General features: G+C 36.1%; 18 protein-coding genes. 11 read left to right on the top strand and 7 right to left on the bottom strand.

The annotated features are described in order from the left end of the window. Positions 1–23: 23 nt before the first annotated feature. Entirely contained in the window at positions 24–452 is a 429-nt protein-coding gene (locus H4J39_RS08440) for an organic hydroperoxide resistance protein (protein WP_182227351.1), read from the bottom strand. A gap of 111 nt (positions 453–563) precedes the next feature. On the opposite strand from H4J39_RS08440, the gene H4J39_RS08435 reads away from it, so the two are divergent. Both H4J39_RS08435 and H4J39_RS08430 read left to right on the top strand, forming a co-directional pair. After that, a complete protein-coding gene (locus H4J39_RS08435; RefSeq protein ID WP_182227349.1) occupies positions 564–1004 on the top strand; it encodes a MarR family winged helix-turn-helix transcriptional regulator in 441 nt (146 codons plus the stop codon). A gap of 235 nt (positions 1005–1239) precedes the next feature. Beyond that, positions 1240–3513 carry an ABC transporter substrate-binding protein gene (locus H4J39_RS08430; protein ID WP_182227347.1) on the top strand — a complete coding sequence of 758 codons (2274 nt, stop codon included), beginning with the start codon at positions 1240–1242 and terminating at the stop codon, positions 3511–3513. Positions 3514–3582: 69 nt separating this feature from the next. On the opposite strand, the gene H4J39_RS08425 is transcribed toward H4J39_RS08430, so the two are convergent. Both H4J39_RS08425 and H4J39_RS08420 read right to left on the bottom strand, forming a co-directional pair. Beyond that, a complete protein-coding gene (locus H4J39_RS08425) occupies positions 3583–4218 on the bottom strand; it encodes an HPP family protein (protein WP_182227345.1) in 636 nt (211 codons plus the stop codon). Between the two features lie 150 nt (positions 4219–4368). Then, positions 4369–4755, bottom strand: coding sequence for a hypothetical protein (locus tag H4J39_RS08420; protein ID WP_182227344.1), 387 nt, complete (start codon positions 4753–4755; stop codon positions 4369–4371). Positions 4756–4934: 179 nt separating this feature from the next. Here H4J39_RS08420 and nhaR point away from each other — a divergent pair, with 179 nt between their 5' ends. Then, a complete protein-coding gene (gene nhaR, locus H4J39_RS08415; protein WP_182227342.1) occupies positions 4935–5843 on the top strand; it encodes a transcriptional activator NhaR in 909 nt (302 codons plus the stop codon). Positions 5844–5880: 37 nt separating this feature from the next. On the opposite strand, the gene H4J39_RS08410 is transcribed toward nhaR, so the two are convergent. After that, positions 5881–6831: a LysR family transcriptional regulator gene (locus H4J39_RS08410; RefSeq protein WP_182227340.1), complete on the bottom strand. Its 951-nt coding sequence runs from the start codon at positions 6829–6831 to the stop codon at positions 5881–5883. Positions 6832–6990: 159 nt separating this feature from the next. Between H4J39_RS08410 and purE the strand changes: the two genes are divergently transcribed. The 5 genes from purE (at position 6991) to H4J39_RS08385 (ending at position 11598) form a co-directional block, all read left to right on the top strand. Next, positions 6991–7470, top strand: coding sequence for a 5-(carboxyamino)imidazole ribonucleotide mutase (purE, locus tag H4J39_RS08405; RefSeq protein ID WP_182181261.1), 480 nt, complete (start codon positions 6991–6993; stop codon positions 7468–7470). Continuing rightward, on the top strand, positions 7470–8573 hold the full coding sequence (locus tag H4J39_RS08400) for a 5-(carboxyamino)imidazole ribonucleotide synthase (RefSeq protein WP_182227338.1): 1104 nt from the start codon (positions 7470–7472) through the stop codon (positions 8571–8573). Before purE ends, H4J39_RS08400 begins: the two co-directional genes overlap by 1 nt. Positions 8574–8658: 85 nt before the next feature. After that, positions 8659–10320, top strand: a complete 1662-nt coding sequence (locus H4J39_RS08395) for a SulP family inorganic anion transporter (protein WP_220462162.1) — start codon at positions 8659–8661, stop codon at positions 10318–10320. 228 nt (positions 10321–10548) lie between these two features. Continuing rightward, positions 10549–10992: a SirB2 family protein gene (locus H4J39_RS08390; protein WP_182227336.1), complete on the top strand. Its 444-nt coding sequence runs from the start codon at positions 10549–10551 to the stop codon at positions 10990–10992. Positions 10993–11124: 132 nt separating this feature from the next. Beyond that, positions 11125–11598, top strand: coding sequence for a phosphate-starvation-inducible PsiE family protein (locus H4J39_RS08385; protein ID WP_310649732.1), 474 nt, complete (start codon positions 11125–11127; stop codon positions 11596–11598). Positions 11599–11793: 195 nt separating this feature from the next. Here the strand turns inward: H4J39_RS08385 and yghU are convergent, their stop codons facing one another. Continuing rightward, a complete protein-coding gene (gene yghU / locus H4J39_RS08380; RefSeq protein WP_182227332.1) occupies positions 11794–12669 on the bottom strand; it encodes a glutathione-dependent disulfide-bond oxidoreductase in 876 nt (291 codons plus the stop codon). Between the two features lie 414 nt (positions 12670–13083). Between yghU and H4J39_RS08375 the strand changes: the two genes are divergently transcribed. Next, positions 13084–17451 carry a PAS domain S-box protein gene (locus H4J39_RS08375; protein ID WP_182227330.1) on the top strand — a complete coding sequence of 1456 codons (4368 nt, stop codon included), beginning with the start codon at positions 13084–13086 and terminating at the stop codon, positions 17449–17451. A 146-nt stretch (positions 17452–17597) separates the two neighbouring features. Here H4J39_RS08375 and H4J39_RS08370 read toward each other — a convergent pair whose 3' ends face one another. Then, positions 17598–18836, bottom strand: coding sequence for a response regulator (locus H4J39_RS08370; protein ID WP_182227328.1), 1239 nt, complete (start codon positions 18834–18836; stop codon positions 17598–17600). A gap of 494 nt (positions 18837–19330) precedes the next feature. Next, positions 19331–19501, bottom strand: coding sequence for a hypothetical protein (locus H4J39_RS08365; RefSeq protein ID WP_182227326.1), 171 nt, complete (start codon positions 19499–19501; stop codon positions 19331–19333). A 208-nt stretch (positions 19502–19709) separates the two neighbouring features. On the opposite strand from H4J39_RS08365, the gene H4J39_RS08360 reads away from it, so the two are divergent. Together H4J39_RS08360 and H4J39_RS08355 are read left to right on the top strand one after the other, a co-directional pair. Continuing rightward, positions 19710–20912 carry a GNAT family N-acetyltransferase gene (locus tag H4J39_RS08360; protein WP_259368794.1) on the top strand — a complete coding sequence of 401 codons (1203 nt, stop codon included), beginning with the start codon at positions 19710–19712 and terminating at the stop codon, positions 20910–20912. After that, positions 20905–21507 (top strand): DUF938 domain-containing protein, encoded by a 603-nt coding sequence (locus H4J39_RS08355; RefSeq protein ID WP_182227324.1) that lies wholly within the window; start codon positions 20905–20907, stop codon positions 21505–21507. Before H4J39_RS08360 ends, H4J39_RS08355 begins: the two co-directional genes overlap by 8 nt. Positions 21508–21552 lie beyond the last annotated feature (45 nt).

Here is a 21552-nt window from a genome sequence, read left to right as displayed (position 1 = left end):
TTTTTAATGATTGATGTGCACTCTTAAATAACAGAAAGTTCCACAGCAATATTGCCGCGCGTAGCATTTGAGTACGGACATACTTTATGCGCTTTATCTACCATTGTTTGTGCTTGTGCTTTATCCATATCACCTAATGATATCGCTAACTTAACCGCGATACCAAAACCGCCTTCAATAGCACCAATAGATACTTCTGAATTTATATAAGTCTCGCTAGGTAAGCTGCGTTTTTCTTCACCAGCAACAAATTTAAGTGCGCCAATGAAGCAAGCCGCATAGCCTGCCGCAAATAGTTGCTCAGGATTTGTGCCTTGACCGTCATCACCACCTAAACCTTTAGGGGTCGAGAGTGTAAGGTCTAAACGGCCATCGTCAGATTTTGCTTTACCTTCACGACCACCGGTTGCAGTTGCTTTTGCTGTGTAAGCAATGTTTTGTAATTCGTTCATCATTAACTCCAAGTAATAATCATTTAGTTTGTGTGCAAAATAATAGACTAAACAAATACTGATTGCAAATGCTTTGTATGCAAATTAATATATAACATTAAGGAGTAACTTATGCCATTTGAACAATTAAAACTCAAAAACCAGCTGTGTCATCGTTTATATATGGCATCCAATAGTCTTATTCGTGCCTATCGTGAGCCACTAAAGGCGCTAAATATTACTTATCCACAATATGTCGTTATGATGGCATTGTGGGAAGAAGATAAAATAACGATTTCTGCGCTTTTAGAGAGAACGATGATTGACGGCGGGGCAATGACACAAATTTTAAAGAAAATGACGGATAAATGCTTACTAAACATTATTAAAGATGACGACGATAAACGAAAGCGCCTGGTTGAGTTAACAACACAAGGGCAAGTATTAAAAGCAAAGGCGGCAAATATTCCTCATAGTATTCGTTGTGAGTTTAATAGTATCGATAGCATACAAGCCAATCAGCTTATGCAATTACTCGACTTAGTTGTAAATGATCTAACCGATAAAACATAAAACCTTAGGGATACTTACGGTAGTGTGTGGTAGGTAGAATTGGCTCTTCGTATTAAAAAATAAAGACCTTTTTGTGCTTAAGTTTATTTTCCTAGCGCTGAATGACACTTTTAAATCATTAAAATTATTAGTTAATTTAAAAACTCAACTATAATTTATTTTCATAAGTTGTCATTAGAATTTCGCTATATAACTATAAAAGGTCTTTAAGATGCCATTTTGTCGAAGTGAGCTAATGAAATATAGTAGCCTATGCCTTTTTTTATTAATTTCACCACCATTATTCGCCCTTGAAAAAGTTTCATTACAGCTGAAATGGATGCATCAATTTCAATTTGCAGGTTACTACATAGCGAAAGAAAAAGGTTTTTATGCGGATGAAGGATTTGATGTTGAAATAAGAGAACGAGACCTTAAATCATCTCCCTTTGACGATGTTGACAGTGGTAAAGCTGACTATGGTATTGCTGACTCTAGTGTTGTTCTATACAGACTTAAAGGTAAACCTGTTGTTATTGCGTCAACCGTTTTTCAAGAAAGCCCATTAGTTTTTATGTCGTTAAAAAGTAAAAATATTACCAGTATTTATGATTTAGCCGACAAACGTATCATGTTTAGACGAAGTCTTGATGATGCTGGCTTAATGGCAATGATGACACTTATTGGAATCAACAGTGATGACTATATTCATATTCCTCACAATTTTGACGATATGGCGCTGATTAAAGATGATGTTGATGTAATGTCAGCTTATAAAACAAATCAAGTCCTAAATTATAAAGATATGGGGATTGCGACTAATATTCTTGATCCGAGTAGTTATGGTATAGATTTTTATGGTGATTTAATTTTTACCCATGAGTCAACGGTTAAAAATAAACCAGAAAGAGTCAAAGCTTTTGTAAGGGCAAGTTTAAAAGGGTGGGAGTATGCATTAGACCACCCCGAGGAGTCTGTTGATTTAATTATTGAAAAATATAATAAAAAAGCAGTTAGAAAGTATCTTTTACTCGAAGCAGAAGCGACCAAAAACGTGATTAAATTGAATTACGTCCCCTTAGGCACTATGCACGAGCAACGCTTTAAACGCATTGCTGATATTTATAAGAACTTAGCGTTAGTGTCAAACTCCAGCTCACTCGATGGCTTAACATTAAACAGTTATGAAAATTCAGGCCGCCGTTTCACGACTCAAACGCTTTTTGTTATGTTGGGCAGCGTTATAATATTAATATTCATTCTTATTGTTGTGATCGTTTTTAATTATAAGCTCAATAAATTAGTCAAAGATAAAACAAAAACACTTTTATCAAATAATATTGAATTGGCCAATAATATTGAGCAAATTAATGAAAAAAATAGCCAATTAGAAGTCGCTAAATTAGAAGCTGATAACGCTAATAAAGTGAAGTCATTATTTTTAGCCAATATGAGTCATGAAATTAGAACTCCAATGAATGGTATATATGGCAGCTTACAACTCTTAAATAAAAAAACAGAAGAGGAAGAGGATAAAGTGCTTATTGACCAAGCGCTATTTTCTACAAAATGCCTACTGACTATTATTAACGATATTCTTGATATTTCTAAAATGGAAGAAGGAAAATTAGAATTTGATGTGATCCCATTTGATTTAATTGAGTTAACTAAGTGTGTTATTACTGATTTGTCACAAAACAGTGAATTACAAGCAACAACAATTAGTTTGAACACGGGTAATACCTCTCAAAATTGGTTTGGTGATCCTATACGTATACGACAGATTTTACTGAATATTTTGTCTAATTCCGTAAAGTTTACTAAAAATGGCACGATAGATGTTCTTATTGAAAACAGGGAAGATAACTTGCTCTCTATTGAGGTTAAAGACTCTGGTATCGGTATGAATAAATCACAGCTCAGTAAATTATTTCAACGTTTTGAACAAGCAGATAAATCTACCACCCGTAAATATGGTGGCACCGGTTTAGGTATGGCTATAACTCATGCACTTATTGACTTGATGAAAGGTACGATTAATGTGTCAAGTGTTGAAGGAGAGGGAACCTGTTTTAGGTTTTGTTTACCGCTAGTTAAAGCTCAGACCAAAGATTTTACTCAGATTCATGAGACAACGTCACGGCAATTAACCCCCGACCTTGCTGACTATACGATAATGATTGTTGAAGATAATAAAATCAATCAAATGATTATAAAAAAAATGCTGAGTGATACTAACGCTAATCTGCTGGTCGTAGAAAATGGTTTGATGGCGGTTAATACCTTTAAAGAAACAAAAATTGATTTAATTTTAATGGATGTTCAAATGCCGGTGATGGATGGAGTAACGGCTTGTAAAATAATTAAACAGCTTGCTAAGTGCCCACCTATTATAGCGTTAACGGCGAATGTTATGGCACAAGACATCACCTATTATTTACACGCCGGCTTTGATGCTCATTTAGGGAAACCATTAGAGCTAGCTCATTTATATCAAACGTTAAGCCAACAATTGCTGACCAAATCGTAACACTGGTTGAGGTTGCGAGATTGCCACAAGGTTATTTTATTCATCGATAACAAATAACACCTACATTAACTAACACCATAATGATAAAGGGGGATCCATCGTGATCGCCTTTATAATATCAGTACGTGAAATAATACCGACTACTTTGCCGTTAGACTCTAAGATCGGAGTTGTATGTAAACGATTATTTATTTGCAGTAACGCAATACGCCTGATGTCGGTTACAGGTTCTGCGGTATAAATTTTTGATTGCTCATTTAGGAATAAATTAGCGACACTTTTTGTTTTAAGACTTTTGCCTATAGCTGACCCATGCTTTAAAAGATATTCATAAAGCTGTTGCCTAGACAAACTGCCAACCAGTTGCTGTTGAGTATTAACAATTGGAAATTCTTGATACGCTAGCCGTGTAAACTTATTGATCACCTCTGTTAGTAAATCATTGGCTGATATGACTTCAACAGGTGAAGTCATAATTTGATAAGCATGACAAATTAATGCTTTTTCATCAGGTTTACCAATTGTGTCATTATAAGCCTCAATCGCTTTAGGTGGGGGAGAATATCCTTTTTTATGTAAATACGAAAACTCATCAAGTTCTTGAAAGCTTCTTGTTTGTTCTGAACTTTTTGATTTTTTAACATGATAAAGCTCTTCAAGAGGGCCCGAAAAGCTTCTTCCATTAGGTGTGTATATTGCAAACATTATTATCTCCCTTTTAAGAATAAATAGATAAATAAAGTTAAATATAAACGCCGATAGATATTATTGACTGACTGTCATGATAGAAGATGAACATGACGGTTGAAAATAAAATTTAACAACGTTTGTTTATTGAAGATAATATAAATAATATCAATTCACCATTAATTCTATTCGCTCTAACTCAACACGGGTAGACAATTCAATGTCATTTTTTGGTGACCAAGATGGATAGTTTTTTTGTTGACGCTTAACTTTTTTCAAAAAACTCAACCTTGCTCTTGATAAGGCGATATTGACCGCCGACATAACGGAGCTTTGACTATCGCTAACAACAATATCAGGCATACCTTTACTATAAATAACAACTCGGCAGTGTTTATCCTTTCCTCCTTTGGGTCCGTTAATATCATCAATGGTGACTTTTATCACTTGTACACGGTCATCAAACTTATTGAACATTCGCCGTGTTTTTTGTTTTATCTGTAACAAATTTTCTGTTGAAAGCTCTATTTTTAGATCCGTAATTGTTAATTCCATATTTACCTCGTTTAATTAAGAATAATAATTTGTATTAATATTGATGACCTTCTTAATTTATAACTAACTATCTAACCCAATAAAAGTCGATTGTAATTACTTTGTTATCAATTTAAAGTTGACAAGTATTTTGAGGTGCGTATAGATCATATGTCTGATAATAAAATTTAAGAGGCATTATGGCTAAACTCAATTATCATCATTTACAATATTTTTATGCAATAGCTACACATGGCAGTATCGCTAAGGCAGCAATAGTTATGCATATAACGCCACAAACCCTTAGTGCGCAGTTAAGTTTATTAGAAGCACAATTAGGTTATAACTTGTTTGATCGCAAAGGTAAGCGTTTAGTGCTCAATGACATGGGGCATATTACGTTTAGCTACGCACAAGAAATATTTAGTTTAGGAGATGAATTAGTACATTCTTTGAAAAATCATTCTACTGACTTTTCTTTTCGTTTCTCAATTGGCGTTACTGATGTTATTCCAAAGGTGTTTTCATTTAATTTATTAAAAACAGTCTACGCGATGGACAATTCGATAAAATTAGTCTGTAAAGAAACAAGTTTAGACGTGTTGTTAGGTGAACTTGCAGTGAATAAATTAGATGCAGTTTTAAGTGATACTTCATTACCCACTGGTTCATCATTAAAAGCCTACAGCCACTTAGTGGGTAAATGTGGTATGAGTTTTTTTGCGCATAAAGACTTGGCTCAAGTATTGGCTATTAATTTTCCTCAATCGCTTAATAATCAACCTTTCTTTACGGCAGGTGAAGGCTCTAATCAGCACCTTAGTGTGCTTTCTTGGTTTAATGAACTCAATATATCACCTAAAATAATAGGTGAGTTTGATGATTCGGTGTTAACTAAATATTTTGGTCAAGCAGGTTATGGTGTTTTTTGCGCACCTACGATGATTGAAAATCATGTGATAGCGCAGTTTGATGTTGAAATCATTGGTAGAACCACTGAAATTACGGAACATTATTATTTAATATCACCTGAGCGAAAAGTAAAACATCCCGCGGTTCAACATTTGCTTACACAAGGGAAAAAGCTGTTTAATAAGGCAATAGCTTAGCCTTTGATGAATAACATAAAAACCATTGTGGTTTAATTTAGCTGTATAAAATATCATTTTTGATCATTTCTTTTTGCAGCAATGAGCGGCCATTGGTTTCAATGTGATTGAGAAACTCAGTGGCAATTAAGGTTTGGCGTTTTGATTTAGACCAAACAAAAAACCAATGAGCATTAATGGGTAATTCTTTTATCGGTAAACGCACCAAGCCACTTTGTCCACCATACATTAAGGTGTGTGCTGATAATATCGATATACCTAGCTTTGACATAACCAAATGTTTAATCGCTTCATTACTTTCAATGGTCATTTTAACGTTCAGTTTTACGTTATGTTGTTTTAAAAAGGCTTCAATGGCATAACGCGTACCCGAGCCTTGCTCTCGCATTAAAAAAGGCTCCTTACATAAATCCTCTAAGGTTAAGTTTTTCTTTTTAGCAATAGGGTGATCTTCATGTGCTATTGCCACTAGCGGGTTTACCAGAAATTCAATAGATTGTGTTTCGATATCGGATGGTGGATGACTAAACACATAGAAGTCGTCAACACCTTGCTTCAATCGTTCAATGGTTTGCGCTCTATTGCCAATATTTAGCTGTATATCAATATCAGGGTATCTTTCTAAAAAAGGACCTAATAAATGCGGAATAAAATATTTAGAGGTGGTAACAACAGCCAATCGTAATGTGCCCGACTTAAAATCTTTAATATTTCCTATCGCCATATCAAGGCGCGCAAAACTATCAAGCACTTCTACCGCTGTTTTAATCAACTCTAATCCAATATCGGTAAATAATATCTTTCTGTTTGAATAATTATACAGCGGTGAACCCATTGCTTGTGCTAGCTTTTTCATTTGTATTGATACGGTGGGTTGCGTTAAAAAAAGTGCTTTCGCCGCTGCTTTAATACTGCCTTTATCGTGAACAGCCAATAATATTTCAAGTTGTCTGATGGTGCCAATATGTGCATGAAGTCTGGATCTCATCTTCTTACCTTAAAAATAGATGTTTATCTATTTATGATATAGGTAATATCAATTTTTATCTATCTATGTTTTTTGTCATAATAAGTCATTAAACCATTAAGAGCTGTTTACAGTTAATTTAATACCGTACTCACACAATAAATAATAAGGTAATTTACAATGAATAAGATGAAAGTCGCGATTATTATGGGTTCTCAGTCTGATTGGCCAGTCATGAAAAATGCGGTTACCGTGCTTGAAGCCTTAGGTATTGAATATAAAGCCATGGTTGTTTCAGCACATCGTACACCAGAGCGTTTGTATGAATTTGCTGAAAATGCAGAAAAAGACTACAGCGTGATTATTGCTGGTGCCGGTGGTGCAGCGCATTTGCCGGGGATGGCGGCAGCGTTAACTTGGTTACCTGTTATTGGTGTGCCGGTAATGAGCAAAGCACTCAAAGGTATGGACAGTTTATTATCTATTGTACAAATGCCTAAAGGTGTTGCGGTTGCTACACAGGGCATTGGAGAGGCAGGGGCTTTTAATGCGGGGTTAATGGCCTCACAGATCCTTGCAACGAGTAATGTTGAGCTGCAAGGCAAGTTAAAAGCATGGCGAGCAAAACAAAGTGAAAGCGTTTCGTGGGAGGTTGAATAATGCGCATAGCCATTGTTGGTTGTGGTCAACTTTCTCGTATGTTGGCACTCGCTGGCCTTCCTTTAGGTATAAAGTTCAGCTTTATTAATGATACTGGCGAGCAAACAACTGACTGTGTTGACGGTTTAGGTCGCGTTGTTTTCTTACCTGAAAATTGGCAGAAAGAGCAAAATATTCATAAGCTCTATAATCTCTTGGGAAAGCCTGATTGCATTACGGTTGAAAAAGAGCAGGTTGATGTAAAGCTATTAGAAGCCTTGCAACCATATTGTGATATTTTACCTAACCCAAAAGCGATTATTGCCTGCCAGCATAGATATCGTGAAAAACAATTGTTAGAAAAATTAGCTATTCCTACTGCTGCTTTTGTATATTCGGTTTCCGCTAAAGTAGCATTGAATACCTTACAACTGCCTGTGGTGGTTAAATCTTGCAGTGATGGTTACGATGGTAAAAATCAGTGGGTTTTAAAAACCTTAGCTGACGTTGAACACTTTGATCGTTTACACATTCAAGACTATATTATTGAAGCATGGATGACGTTTGAACGAGAAGTTTCATTGGTCTCAGTTCGGGCCAAAAATGGCGATATTAAACATTATTCTTTAACCGATAATATTAATGAAAACGGCATTTTGAAACAATCAATCGCGCCAGCTATAGATCCAGACAATGCCTTAACAGTTAAAGCGCAAGGCTATATGGAAAGCTTACTTAACGAAGTCGACTATGTTGGTGTGATGGCGATGGAATGTTTTGTTATCAACGGCGACTTAGTGATCAATGAATTAGCCCCTCGAGTTCACAACAGTGGACATTGGACACAAACAGGAAGTGTTACTTGCCAGTTTGAAAATCATGTTAGAGCAATTGCTGGCCTAGCACTAGGCAGCACAGAGTTGCTGGGCACTTCGGGTATGATTAACCTTATTGGTAATAAACAACCGCCATTTGAGGCACTTTCAGCGTTCTCAACATTACATTGGTACAATAAATCTATTAAACCCGAACGCAAACTCGGTCATGTTAACTTTTTTGAAAAAGACCGAGCAAGTCTCGTTACAAAAATGGATGATTTCAAGCAAGCAGTGAATGATCAGTAATGGTCGTAGCAATATAAGGGCTTTCTGGGTTTGTTCGTAATATGAAACATTCATTGGCGTGCACTATTTTTTAGGAAGAATTTTAATGTTGTTTGGACATCGTTTTAAAGATATGAACCTCAAAGGCGATCTGTTTGGTGGGGTAACCACCGCAGTTATCTCTTTACCCTTAGCGCTTGCTTTTGGTGTGGCATCAGGTGCTGGCGCTGAAGCGGGGCTGTGGGGCGCAATAATGGTTGGCTTTTTTGCCGCTTTATTTGGCGGTTCTTCTAGCCTTATCTCAGAGCCTACCGGTCCGATGACCGTTATTATGACGGCCGTATTAACCAGCATGATGGCTAAGTATCCAGAAACGGGCTTGGCTATTTCATTTACTATTGTGATGATGGCTGGCGCTTTTCAAATCTTGCTGGGTACACTCAAGCTAGGTAAATACATTACGTTAATGCCCTACAGCGTTATTTCTGGCTTTATGTCGGGCATTGGTGTGATTTTAATTATCATGCAGTTGTCCCCGCTGCTTGGACAAGCAAGTCCTGCGGGTGGCGTAACGGGCACTTTATTGTCATTACCTACTCTTTTATCTAACATTAAATTTAGTGAGTTATTTTTAGCTTTACTCACCTTGGGCATTTTGTTTTTCTTACCTAAAACGTACCGCAAGTATGTGCCGGCGCAACTTGTTGCCTTGGTGGCAGTAACCCTTATCTCGATGTTGTTATTTAACAACGAAGATATTCGCCGAATTGGTGAAATACCGGCAGGTTTACCGTCTTTAGTTATTCCGCATTTTAATACTGAAATTTTTACGACCATGGTGATTGATGCCTTGGTGTTGGGCACACTCGGCTGTATTGATACTTTACTGACGGCTGTGATTGGTGATTCATTAACACGTAAAGAGCACGACCCCGACAAAGAATTGCGTGGTCAAGGTATCGCTAATATGATTTCAGGCTTGTTTGGCGCTTTACCGGGTGCTGGCGCAACGATGGGTACGGTGACTAATATTCAAGTAGGAGCTCGCTCACCCTTGTCGGGTATTATTCGTGCTTTGGTACTTGCACTTGTCGTATTAGTGGCCGCAGGCTTAACAGAACCCATCCCCATGGCTGTGTTGGCCGGTATCGCAGTTTATGTAGGTTTTAACATTCTCGATTGGAGTTTTATTCAACGCGCTCATAAAGTCAGTATTCAAGGTATGGCGATAATGTATGGAGTTATGTTACTCACTGTTTTTGTTGACTTAATTGTTGCTGTTGGTCTAGGTGTATTTATCTCTAACATTATTGTTATTGAACGATTGAGTCGAGAGCAAGCACGCCAAGTTAAAGCGATAAGCGATAGTGATGGCGACGACGTGCCTCTGAACAGTCGTGAACGAAAACTCCTTGAAAAAGCCAATGGCAAAGTGTTGTTTTTCTATCTGTCTGGGCCGATGATATTTAGTGTATCCAAAGCAATATCTCGCCAGCATACGCGGGTTGCTGAATACGATGTCATGATCCTTGATTTAACCGATGTGCCAATGATTGATGAAACGGTTGGTCTTGCACTTGAAAACGCGGTAAAAGATGCGCTTGACGCACAGTGTGAAGTGTTTTTATTGTGCCCCAATGAGCAAACACGCCAACAGCTCGAAAAATGTAATGTTTTAGATTTAGTGTCTAATAACAATATTTACTCCTTTCGTGACGAAGCATTGCAAGCGGCGTTAACTCGCGTAGAAAGTCATCAATCTCAATAACTGATCTTCATCGCTGATACGGGAATGCGCATTTCTAGCATGTTGATGGCGCTTGAAGTCATTACAAAAAACGTAAATATCAGCTAACAGGTACAATTAATGTGTTAGCAAAACGGATGTAAGATAAATTTAACAAAAATAATGCAGGAGATAGAGTTTCCTGAATAAAATAAACATATACTGACCACCAGGTCATAAATAAACAATAAATTTTTAGGGATCAACAACATGTACATGATAGTTAAGCACGCCCATCTCACCATAATTATGCTTACGTTTATCTTTTTCATTATTAACTTTGTGTTGATGATGAAAGGGTCTGAGAAGGTTAATAATAAACTGCTAAAGATTGGGCCACATATTTTATACACGCTATTTGTTGTCACTTTTATTTACATGATTAGCGTAAATCCACTCAACTTATATCCATTTGTTAATGGTTGGGCATCGTCTAAATTAGCAGGCTTTGTTATCTATATACTTTCTATTACTTTGGCGCTTAAGTGGGCAAAATCAACATTGTGGCGTATTGTTGGCTTAATCAGTGCTGTGTTTTGGCTCGCGATGAGCGCAAGACTTGGTTTTGCAGATCACCTGAAATCAAAAGGTGCTAGCGAAGATATTAATGCTTATATTGATTTTGGGCAGGCTATGTTGACGACCCTCTGCTAATTTTGTCCATGTCGATTGTAGACGTTTAATTTGATAGACCAACATTGGCATTAAAAGCTAAGTGTTGGTTTTATTGATGTAATGAACTTACCTTGCTTACGCTGTACAACAATAAAATTAATAACAGGAAAAATAATGAAACACGAGGAACTACCAGAAAATCACGCAGACCCGCTGCTAAAGTTATTGCATCGTTCTATTCGATTTGCAATAAGAATACTGGCCTTATTGATGGTATTAGTGATCTATTGGAGTATTGCTGATGTTGTTTATGTTTTATATTTAAAATTGTCTACACCGCCATACTTTCTCTTAAATATTGAAGACATTCTTCAAACGTTTGGCGCTTTTATGGTGGTATTGATCGCGGTTGAAATTTTTATCAATATTCGGTTATATCTTGGTTCTAATGTTATCCCTGTTGAATTAGTGGTTGCTACGGCACTGATGGCAGTTGCTCGTAAAATTATTGTATTAGATCTCAAGTTTGTTTCTGCTGAGCAGATAGTAGGTCTTGCGTTGGTTACTATTGCTCTTGGAGTAACATATTGGTTAATAAAGAAGAAAAATAAAGATCCTGAAGAAATAATCAAAATAGAAAGATAAAACCAGCTCTTTTTTATGGGACTAATTAAACCAACACGTTTTGAACGTGTTGGTTTTTTTATTCGTAAAATACGAATTAAATACCATAAATATTCGAGTTTAATAATGATAACAAGCGTGATAAAAATCGAATACTACCCACGTAGACACATAGATAAATAAGATTTAAATCACGCTACTCAAATATCAACAGGTTTATTCTTTTATATCGGCCACTTTGTCTTGAGTTTTGAATTCAAAATCACTTGCATCATGGCGTTCATGTAATTGCTGATCTAACTCTCCCCAAGTACGATTGACCATTAATCCACGTTTAACGGCTGCTCGTTCGCCAATTTCTTCTGTCCACCTTACTAGGTTTACATAAGATTGAGTTTGTAAAAACTCAGCAGCCTCATAGACTTTATTTTGTACTAATGCCCCGTACCATGGCCATATAGCGATATCAGCAATGGTATATTGATCACCACAGATATATTTATTATTGGCTAAATGGCGGTCTAATACGTCGAGTTGTCGTTTGACTTCCATAGTAAATCGTTCTATCGGATATTCAAATTTCTCTGGTGCGTATGCGTAAAAGTGTCCAAAGCCACCGCCCAAATAAGGGCCACTTCCTACCTGCCAAAATAGCCACGATAAACATTGAGATTTGAGGAAAGGTTCTTTAGGTAAAAAAGCATCAAATTTCTCTGCTAGATAGAGCAGTATCGCGCCAGACTCGAAAATAGGGAGTTTATTATCGCCACTGTTATCAACTAAAGCAGGTATCTTAGAGTTTGGATTTATCGCGACAAATCCTGAACTAAATTGATCTCCTTCCATAATATCGATTAAATGAGCGTCGTATTCAGCTTCTTTTATCTGTAATGCTAATAATTCTTCCAATAAAATAGTTATTTTAACGCCATTAGGTGTGGCCAATGAATATAATTGTAAAGGGTGCTTACCGACAGGCAGCTTTGCTTGATGAGTTTCCCCTGCGACAGGGCGATTAATGCTGGCGAACTTACCACCACTGTCTTTATTCCATTCCCATATTTTTGGCGGCACGTAGGTATATTTAGACATTTTATCTCCGTAATTATTATTTAGGCTCTAAGGTTATCATTAATTTATATTGATATTAGCAATAAATATAAAGTAAGCATTGCCGCTTAGTCTTTGTGAGTAGCGAGTAAGTTTAGTCATTAAAATATAAAAACAATCCTCTCACCGCATCTTAAAGATATATCGTTATCATCAATAATAATGATTTGAATTTCTAGCAGGCGTTTATCTTAAAATATTCTATAGTTATATACCTAACTATAGAATATCGTTTACAAAAGAGTTAACAATCATGGAGGTGTCTTTAACTTATTAACAGAATGAACTTCATCCATTTATTTTTATATATAAAATTGGTTAAGCCAAGTCAATGGCAATATTATATAAAAATTAAAAGTGTCCTTGCCTCTAAAAATAATAATGGATTATACAATCATGTCACGATACGCAAACTTATATAAATCTCCTCTATATCTTATTTCTATTATTGTGTTGTTATTTTTAATGGGCTCAACAATCATAGGTTGGAATAGCCATAATAAAGTTGAAAAAACGCTAAAAGCTCAAGCAATAGCTACGTTAAAAATAAGCGTACAAGCCAGCCATCACTTATTAAAAAACGTCTGGATAAAGTCTACTTTCGCCACAATAAAGTCTTGGTCAACGTTAACTACTATTACAAAGCAAATAAAACAGGTAGTTATTGAACAATCGACTGGAGATTTAATTTCGTTAGATAAAGCCACTCGTCAATTAACGTCGCTCTTAGACCGTTACCTTTTTACTAAAGGTAACGAGGGCTATTATATAATTTCACCCGAGTATAAAAATATTACCGCTAAATTAACTCATTTAGTTGGACAGAGGAATGTTATCGCTGATGAATACTCCTCAAAAATTGCTAAAGCTTTTAATGGTCAAATCGTTTTTATTCCTCCTGTTTTATCCGCAATACCTTTGCCCAATTCTGATGGTAAATTACAGGAAAAATATCTAACCGCTTTTATTGTGGCTCCAATATTTGATAAAAAAGAACAAGTTATTGCCGTTATTGCTATTCGTGTAAATCCATTTGGCAGTTTTTCTAATATCGCTCAGCAAGGTCAACAGTGGCAGTCAGGCAAAACCTATTTTTTTGATGCTAAAGCTCGTTTATTAACGGCAAGTCATTTTGAATCAGAACTTAAGCCGACGGGTTCGCTTACGAAAGGACAAGCTAGGGTATTGGCTAGATCTTTAACTCAGTCAGTTAAGTCAGAAAATAACGCAATATCTCAAACACCATTATATACCCAACCGATACAATCAGCATTGCAAGGAGAAGATGCTTACAGTGTGCATACGTATCTAGATTATCGGGGAGAGTCTGTCGTTGGTGTTTGGCTATGGGACAGTGTGTTAGGCGTGGGGATTGGCGCAGAGGTTGATGAGGCTGACGTACTTCAATCGCAACAAGAGATAGTCTCTGGCTTATTCTGGCAGTTATTACAGACAGCTTTAATGAGTATCTTTATATTAGTCATTGGGTTTTATTGGCAAAAGCGCAATGCGGCCGTTATCTTTGATTCAGAACAATATCTTTACTCGATGCTGAACAATGCCCCTGATGCAATAATATCTTTTAACTCAAAAGGAGAAGTTATACGATTTAATAAAGTGGCGGGTTTGTTGTTTTCTGTTGATAAAAAGTGGGCTGGCTCGATGTTTTTTGACGATTTTTTTATGTCACATGAAAAAAAATATCTACAAAAATGGATCCAACAAATAGCAAGTGATAGCACTACCTATGACAGTTTCAGAATTATGCAAGCTAGAGCTAAAGATGCACGAGAGTTTTCAGCCCGCGTGGCGATAAGTAGCCATAAAACGCAGCAAGAGAATATTTTTACAGCCATTGTTTCTGATTTAAGTACGATAAAACAATTGGAAGGTCGACTGTTGGTACTTGAAAGTGCGGTTGAGCAAAGTCACTCTGCTATCTTGATAACTGACCTCTTGGGGAAGATTGTTTACGTTAACAAAGCCTTTACTGAAACAACGGGTTATTCAAAAACCGAAGTTTTAGGCAGAAATGCAAAGATTTTAGATTCAGGGCATAAACCCGTCGAAAAATATCAGCAACTCTGGCAAAAAATTATCGATGGCAAGCATTGGAGTGGTCAGTTATACAACAAGAAAAAAGACGGGAGTTGCTATTGGGGTACCACTGATATTTCACCCATACGAGACCGGAATGGAAAAACAGACCACTTCTTAACGATAAACCAAGATATTAGTATACAAAAAAGTAATGAAGATAAGCTGTTGAAGCAACAATTATTTCTAAAAGAAGCGGAACATATTGCTCATTTAGGTTGTTGGGAAAAAGTGTTAAAAAACGATGCCATTCAGTGGTCTGATGGCATGTTTACATTGATGGGTATTGAGCGAACAACGCTACTGACATCAGAGCTTATTGTTAGCTTAATTCATCCAGATGACCGTTATCAATTTAGAATACATCAACTTAAAGCGTTAAATAAATTTGAGGTATATAGCTTTGAATGTCGAGTTATATTGGAAAACAAGCAATTAAGATACATCAAGACATCTACTGAAGTTACGCGTGATATTAATGGGGAACCCATTAGCTTGCTGGGTATAGTCAGAGATATAACCAGTATTAAGCAAAATGAAATAGAACGCGAAATACTCGATGCAGAGAAAGAACAGTCTCGCCAAGCGACTTTAAATGTACTGCTTGATGTCAAATATCAGCGTAATAGAACAGAAAAAACATTAGCTGACTTAAAAGAGTCTCAACATGAATTAGAACAGGCACGTTTAACGGCTGAAGCGGCAAGCGATTCTAAGTCACAGTTTTTAGCGACAATGAGTCATGAAATTAGAACACCGATGAATGGTGTAGTAGGAATGCTAGAGCTCCTTCAACAATCAGAACTTGATGAAGACCAATACCATTTAGCGAATGTTGCTAAAGACTCAGCATGGGCGTTATTACAAATCATTAATGATGTGTTAGATTTTTCAAAAATAGAAGCGGGAAAAATGACCTTAGAGTCGATACCGTTTACTTGGACAGAAATTATAGAAGGTGCAGCAGAGCTGCTTTCATCACAATTACAGAACAAAAAATTATTGCTGGTTTGCTCCTCTAACCACCATATGATCGATCCTATGTTGGGTGATCCCATCAGGTTAAGGCAAATTGTGCTTAATTTGTTAGGTAATGCGATTAAATTTACGCCTAGCAATAATGAACGTCAAAGCCTTATTGAGGTAAAACTTGATTACTTAGATAAAAGCCAAGACAAAAAATTGTTTCGTTTAACGGTCAAAGACAACGGCATCGGTATTAGTGAGGACCAACAAAAGCAATTATTTGATGCTTTTACTCAAGCTGATAATAGCATTCATCGTGAATTTGGTGGTACGGGACTAGGTTTATCTATTTGTTCAAAACTAGCCACTATGATGGGAGGAAAAATTAGCTGCCAGAGCACTATTGGTCTTGGAACAGAGTTTTATGTTGACTTACCCTTAATACCAGCTCAAAAAAGCCAAGCATCAATGTTAAGCGTTAAACTCTATAATTTGAATATATTGCTCGTTGCTCATGATGAATTAACCGATGATATCTTACAAAAAGGCCTAACAGCACTGGGTGCTCAATGTTATTTAGCCGCGAGCTCTTCAACAAAAATAGCGCAACTCATTGCCCATGAAAATTATGATCTTATCATTATTTCTGCAGAACAAGTTATTAGCCTTTGGCCAGCAGTTAAAGAGCAGTTACTGCCAAAAAGTGACGACGCTATCAACATGCTAGTACTTGAGCGTTGGCATAATTTTGATTTGCTACTTCCCCATGAAAATCTCACCATAATTGCGAGTAATCCATTTTTACCACAAAAAATTTACTGGTCTATTTCCCGTATTATGGGTAATAAAAACCCACTTATAAATGATCGAAAACTTGAGGTTAAAAACTTAACGATACCAAGTATTACAGAGGCACAAACCGATAATAAACTAATTTTAATTGTTGAAGATAATCTCTACAACCAACAGGTATTGGAACGCCAGCTAAATTTATTCGGCTATGCGGTTATTATTGCCAACCATGGGCAAGAAGCGCTTGATAAAATGAAAAAATATAATTTTTCGCTGATCATGACTGATTGTCAAATGCCGATAATGGACGGTTTTGAGTTTGCTAGAAAAGTACGAGAAAGCGAGTCAGAGGGGCTATTTCAGATCCCAATCATTGCAATTACCGCTAACGCTATGCGAGATGAAGCTGAGCACTGTATAAAATTGGGTATGAATGATTACGTAACTAAGCCATTAAAATTAAGCGATTTAAAGGCATTACTTGATAAATGGTTAACTGAGGTCGAATTAGATGATGAATTTGAAATAGATTCACCAGCCGAAATAACCGATCATGAAGCGAGTGAACTGGCAAATCAACCTGCTATTAATATAGCGGAATTAACAGCATGTGTTGGCGACGATAAGTCAGCACAGCAAAGTTTTTTAAAATTTTATCAAGAGCACAGTAAACCATTAATAGCTGAATTAGCAGAGAATATAGCGAATGAAGACTGGAAAAGTGTTGCTGACCTTGCGCACAAACTTAAGTCTTCTACTCGTGGTGCAGGAGCCATATTATTAGCCCATTATTGTGAAAAGTTAGAGCTACTTGCCATAGAAGGAAATACCCAAGAAATTTTAAAGATAAGTAATAAATTATATTCTGAATTTAATCGTGTATATGATGACATAGAATTAAATTTTTAGCTGACTAATTACTGATACGAACATCAAGTACTTGCTTAAAGAGAAAGTGGTCAAACTTGTTTATTATTTATTGTTATAAATAATAAACAAGAGAAGGAGTTGGTTGCTTGTTAAGCGTACTATTCACAAAAAAGCTTAAGTTTTAATTATTTTTTTTCAATTAAAGGAATATTATTATCCTTAAACAGCTTAAATATAACGTTTTGGGTTAAAGGTTTAATTAAATAGCCTTTAGCGCCTAATTCAATCGCTTTTTTGACTATTTGTTTATTCTTATTGCCCGTCAACATGATCAAAGGTGTATCAACATTTTTTCCATTGGTTTGTTTCATCTGTCCCAAAAGATACAAGCCATTAGTATCTGGTAGGCTAACATCGAGCAAAACAATATCGAAACGTATATTGTTAAGAGAAAGCAAAGCGGTTCTTCCTGTACTCGCGGTTTTGACCTCTAGTTTATATTTATGCAGTAAAGTATTCGTTAAATGTATGCTAATGGGATCATCTTCGACTAATAACACTTTAATAATAGTTGAGTTTTTATTTTCTTGTATCTTCTCTATCTCTTTCTCGGCATTCTCACTACTTGCATTGTAAAGTTTGTTAAAAGACGTTGGCGGGTTAACTGCTGAGCTTTCCTCTGTCTGGCTAACATCATTACTATTTTGAGCGTTATTTTCCACCGCACGGATTAATCCACTTAACAAATCTAATGCTTTATTTTGTAATTCTACCAATCTCGGTCGAATTTCGTCAGAACGTATTGACGCTAAAATATTTTTAACAACGTCAAGGTTAAGATCAACATTGTGATGGAGTTTAATTTGTTCTGTGGCTTTGTTAATAGAATTTTCAACGTCGGTAATACTCTCTTCAAAAGACAGCCTAAGTTTTTCTTTTAGCTCTAGGCCATGCAGTACCGTTTCTCTAATTTCTTTTGCGTAAGACTCTTTTTGATAAATATATTCTAATGCCGCACTCTTTTTCAGACCTACGCCGAGCTTAGCCAGTAAATTTGAACATACAACAATCACACGTTGTTTCTCATAAAGTGGGTTTGTAATTATATAATCATCAATAATGTCATTGTCATAAGCTTCATATGCTTCATTTTCTTCCCTGGCCGAAACAACAGAGACAATAAAGTGCTCACAAGTTTGCTTCACTAGTACAGATTTAAGGGAACTGTAATAGATCATTAAAGACCGTTGAAAAGTGGTTGTATCTATTAGAATTATTTTAGGTGTTTCATCTCGAAGCTGATTTTCGAGTTCAGATAAAGCGGTAACCACAAGTACTTTATCAAAGTGATCAATTAAGACTTTAATTAATAGCTCGCTATCGCTACGGTCAGCGGTATATAAAATAATGTTATGATGCTGCACTTGCACTACTCCTTAAGCTCACTAAACTCGACATTTTGCTTAGCAATTTTTAGTTACTTATTTTTATCGTATATAAGTTAGCATTTATAACTTCCCTGCTAAGATAAGTATAATCTAACATTGTTATCAATACTTTGGATATCTTTCATATGATGGAGTCGCTGAATATATGAAGATTAAATGTTTAATAATGGGGCAGAAAGGCTATAACGAAAATTTTTTTTCAGGGATAATGACAGCGGTTTGCGCCATTCATAGTGCTTAAGGATATCGTGGATTAGGCTTTGAACACATCATAAAAATGCTTACACTGTCATGGATTTGTGGGCAGAAATACCTACGATACTGCTTAGGTTATCGCTAACATCATAGTATCAATTAGCTGTTTGGCAATCGTCGCTCAGTATGCTCTCAACTTCAGTCGCTCTTTGCTCTAAGGCGGCATTGCCTAATTGAGTGATGGAATAAGGACTACTTTTAGCTTTACTCATTAATTAATCTGTAGTTGTAATCGTCACTTCAATATTTTTACTGTCGCCAGCAAACCACTTTTGCACATAAATAGACCCTAAAATAGGAGGCATGCCGTTTTCTGGTACTTCTTTATATCGAACACTGTTTTTATTATGTTTTTCAAATTCGAATTTTATGACTTTTTCTGACATCACTAGCCCAACCTTTATTTAATATTTTCCCTGTATTGTATAAGCGTCAGTCAATAAATCCTAGTATTGTGTTTTGCTTTTATTGCCGTTACTTTTCATAAATACTTTGTTTTGTACTGCACCAAGCTTATTATAGGAGTGCTAGCCATATTTCAGCAGATTGATGAAATAAACCTTACCTTTTTAAATTTCTTTAATAAGGCTCGACTTGGCGGTAACCTTACAGACATTAAATTATAAACAGTCATTGCTGGTGAGAAAAATACACTTGAATACCGAGCTGAAAATTGATTTTATTAATGATATTGAGAAGATAAATGCGGGTGATTGGCAGCATTTAAACGATTCATCTTGTCCCTTTCTTTCTTATGAGTTCTTTAAGGCGCTTGAAAAAAGCCAATCGGTAAGTACTGAACAAGGTTGGCAAGCCCACCACTTAGTCGTAACCACTGAAAATGAAGTAACGGCGATTATGCCGATGTACTTGAAAAGCCATTCGTGGGGGGAGTATGTTTTTGACTGGGACTGGGCAGATGCTTATAAACGAAATAATATTCATTATTACCCTAAATTAGTGGCTACCATTCCTTTTACACCGGTGAGTAGCGATAAATTACTCTCTTCACAGGTTGAAATAAAGGCATTATTTCAACCATTAATGGATCATTGTCAGCGAGAAAATATTAATAGCTGGCATATTTTGTACTCTAACGAAATAAAGGCGACTCTGCCTAAAGATGTTTACCAGCGTAATACCGTGCAATTTCATTGGTCTAATTACGGTTATAAAACATTTGATGATTTTCTGAATACCTTTACTTCGCGTAAAAGAAAGAACACTCGTAAAGAAAGGTTATCAATTCTCGACCAAGGTATTAAAATACGTCAGTTGAAAAATCATGAAATTACAGAAAAAGATCTCGACTTTTTTTATTTAACATACCAACTAACCTATTTAAAAAGAGGCCATCAACCTCACTTGAGCTCTTCGTTTTTTAAGCAAATATTGCTTAACATGCCGGATAATATTTTATTGGTTATTGCCAGTCATAACCAAGAAGATATCGCTTGTGCACTATTTTTTTATGATGATACGCATTTATATGGGCGTTATTGGGGCTGCACTCGACACTATAATAATTTACATTTTGAGCTTTGTTATTATCGGGGTATCGAATTTTGTATTCAGCATAACTTGAAGGTTTTTAATCCCGGAACACAAGGTGAACACAAAATTCAAAGAGGCTTTGAACCCATTTTAACGTACTCTTACCACTGGATAAAACATCCAGCTTTTAAAGAAGCGATTAAAGCATTTTGTCAACAAGAGCAAAAGCATATGCTAATGTATCAACAACAATGTCAGCAATTATTACCTTTTAAACAGGTGTTAAAAAAACATAATGAATAAGCCGTTTTCTCAAGCATGTGACAATAATAAATCACCCATTTTAAATATTTTAAAAAAAGTATTTTTAAACAATAAACATGTGCTAGAAATTGGTTCGGGCACTGGGCAACATGCTGTTTATTTTGGTCAGTATTTACCCCACTTAATATGGCAAACCAGTGATTTATTGATAAACCATCAAGGTATTAATACGTGGCTAGATGAAACACCCGCTACTAATGTACAAAGGCCTATTGTTGTTGACTTAAATCACGATTGGCCTGTGCCTAATAAAAATAAGCGCTTTGATAGCCTATATACCGCTAACACACTACATATAATCAGTTGGCCCTTAGTGATTAAATTTTTTGAGGGCCTTGCACAAAACCTAACGGCTAAAGCAAATGTCTGTATCTACGGGCCCTTTAACTATCAAGGCAGATTTTCTAGCGAAAGCAATGCTAATTTTGATCTTTGGCTTAAGGAAAGAGATATGAATAGTGGTATTCGCGATATAGAAGCCATTTTATTATTAGCAACTTCAGCGGGCCTTCATTTAGTTGACGACCATGTAATGCCAGCGAATAATCGTTTATTAGTTTTTTCAAAAAAATAAGATACGCGTCAAAAACTGATGTTGTCATATAAACAGCTAAACTTT

It is taken from the genome of Colwellia sp. Bg11-12, from assembly GCF_014076955.1.
Taxonomy (GTDB): Bacteria; Pseudomonadota; Gammaproteobacteria; order Enterobacterales; family Alteromonadaceae; genus Colwellia_A.
This window is presented reverse-complemented; position numbering and strand designations above follow the sequence as displayed.

Bases quoted from the DNA above. Each gene is read 5' to 3' on its own strand.
- H4J39_RS08435 (WP_182227349.1), top strand. From the start codon at position 564: ATGCCATTTGAACAATTAAAACTCAAAAACCAGCTGTGTCATCGTTTA.
- H4J39_RS08390 (WP_182227336.1), top strand. From the start codon at position 10,549: ATGTACATGATAGTTAAGCACGCCCATCTCACCATAATTATGCTTACG.
- H4J39_RS08355 (WP_182227324.1), top strand. From the start codon at position 20,905: ATGAATAAGCCGTTTTCTCAAGCATGTGACAATAATAAATCACCCATT.
- H4J39_RS08365 (WP_182227326.1), bottom strand. From the start codon at position 19,501: ATGTCAGAAAAAGTCATAAAATTCGAATTTGAAAAACATAATAAAAAC.
- H4J39_RS08375 (WP_182227330.1), top strand. From the start codon at position 13,084: ATGTCACGATACGCAAACTTATATAAATCTCCTCTATATCTTATTTCT.
- H4J39_RS08440 (WP_182227351.1), bottom strand. From the start codon at position 452: ATGAACGAATTACAAAACATTGCTTACACAGCAAAAGCAACTGCAACC.
- H4J39_RS08420 (WP_182227344.1), bottom strand. From the start codon at position 4,755: ATGGAATTAACAATTACGGATCTAAAAATAGAGCTTTCAACAGAAAAT.
- purE (WP_182181261.1), top strand. From the start codon at position 6,991: ATGAATAAGATGAAAGTCGCGATTATTATGGGTTCTCAGTCTGATTGG.
- H4J39_RS08430 (WP_182227347.1), top strand. From the start codon at position 1,240: ATGAAATATAGTAGCCTATGCCTTTTTTTATTAATTTCACCACCATTA.
- nhaR (WP_182227342.1), top strand. From the start codon at position 4,935: ATGGCTAAACTCAATTATCATCATTTACAATATTTTTATGCAATAGCT.
- H4J39_RS08425 (WP_182227345.1), bottom strand. From the start codon at position 4,218: ATGTTTGCAATATACACACCTAATGGAAGAAGCTTTTCGGGCCCTCTT.
- H4J39_RS08400 (WP_182227338.1), top strand. From the start codon at position 7,470: ATGCGCATAGCCATTGTTGGTTGTGGTCAACTTTCTCGTATGTTGGCA.
- yghU (WP_182227332.1), bottom strand. From the start codon at position 12,669: ATGTCTAAATATACCTACGTGCCGCCAAAAATATGGGAATGGAATAAA.
- H4J39_RS08410 (WP_182227340.1), bottom strand. From the start codon at position 6,831: ATGAGATCCAGACTTCATGCACATATTGGCACCATCAGACAACTTGAA.
- H4J39_RS08395 (WP_220462162.1), top strand. From the start codon at position 8,659: ATGTTGTTTGGACATCGTTTTAAAGATATGAACCTCAAAGGCGATCTG.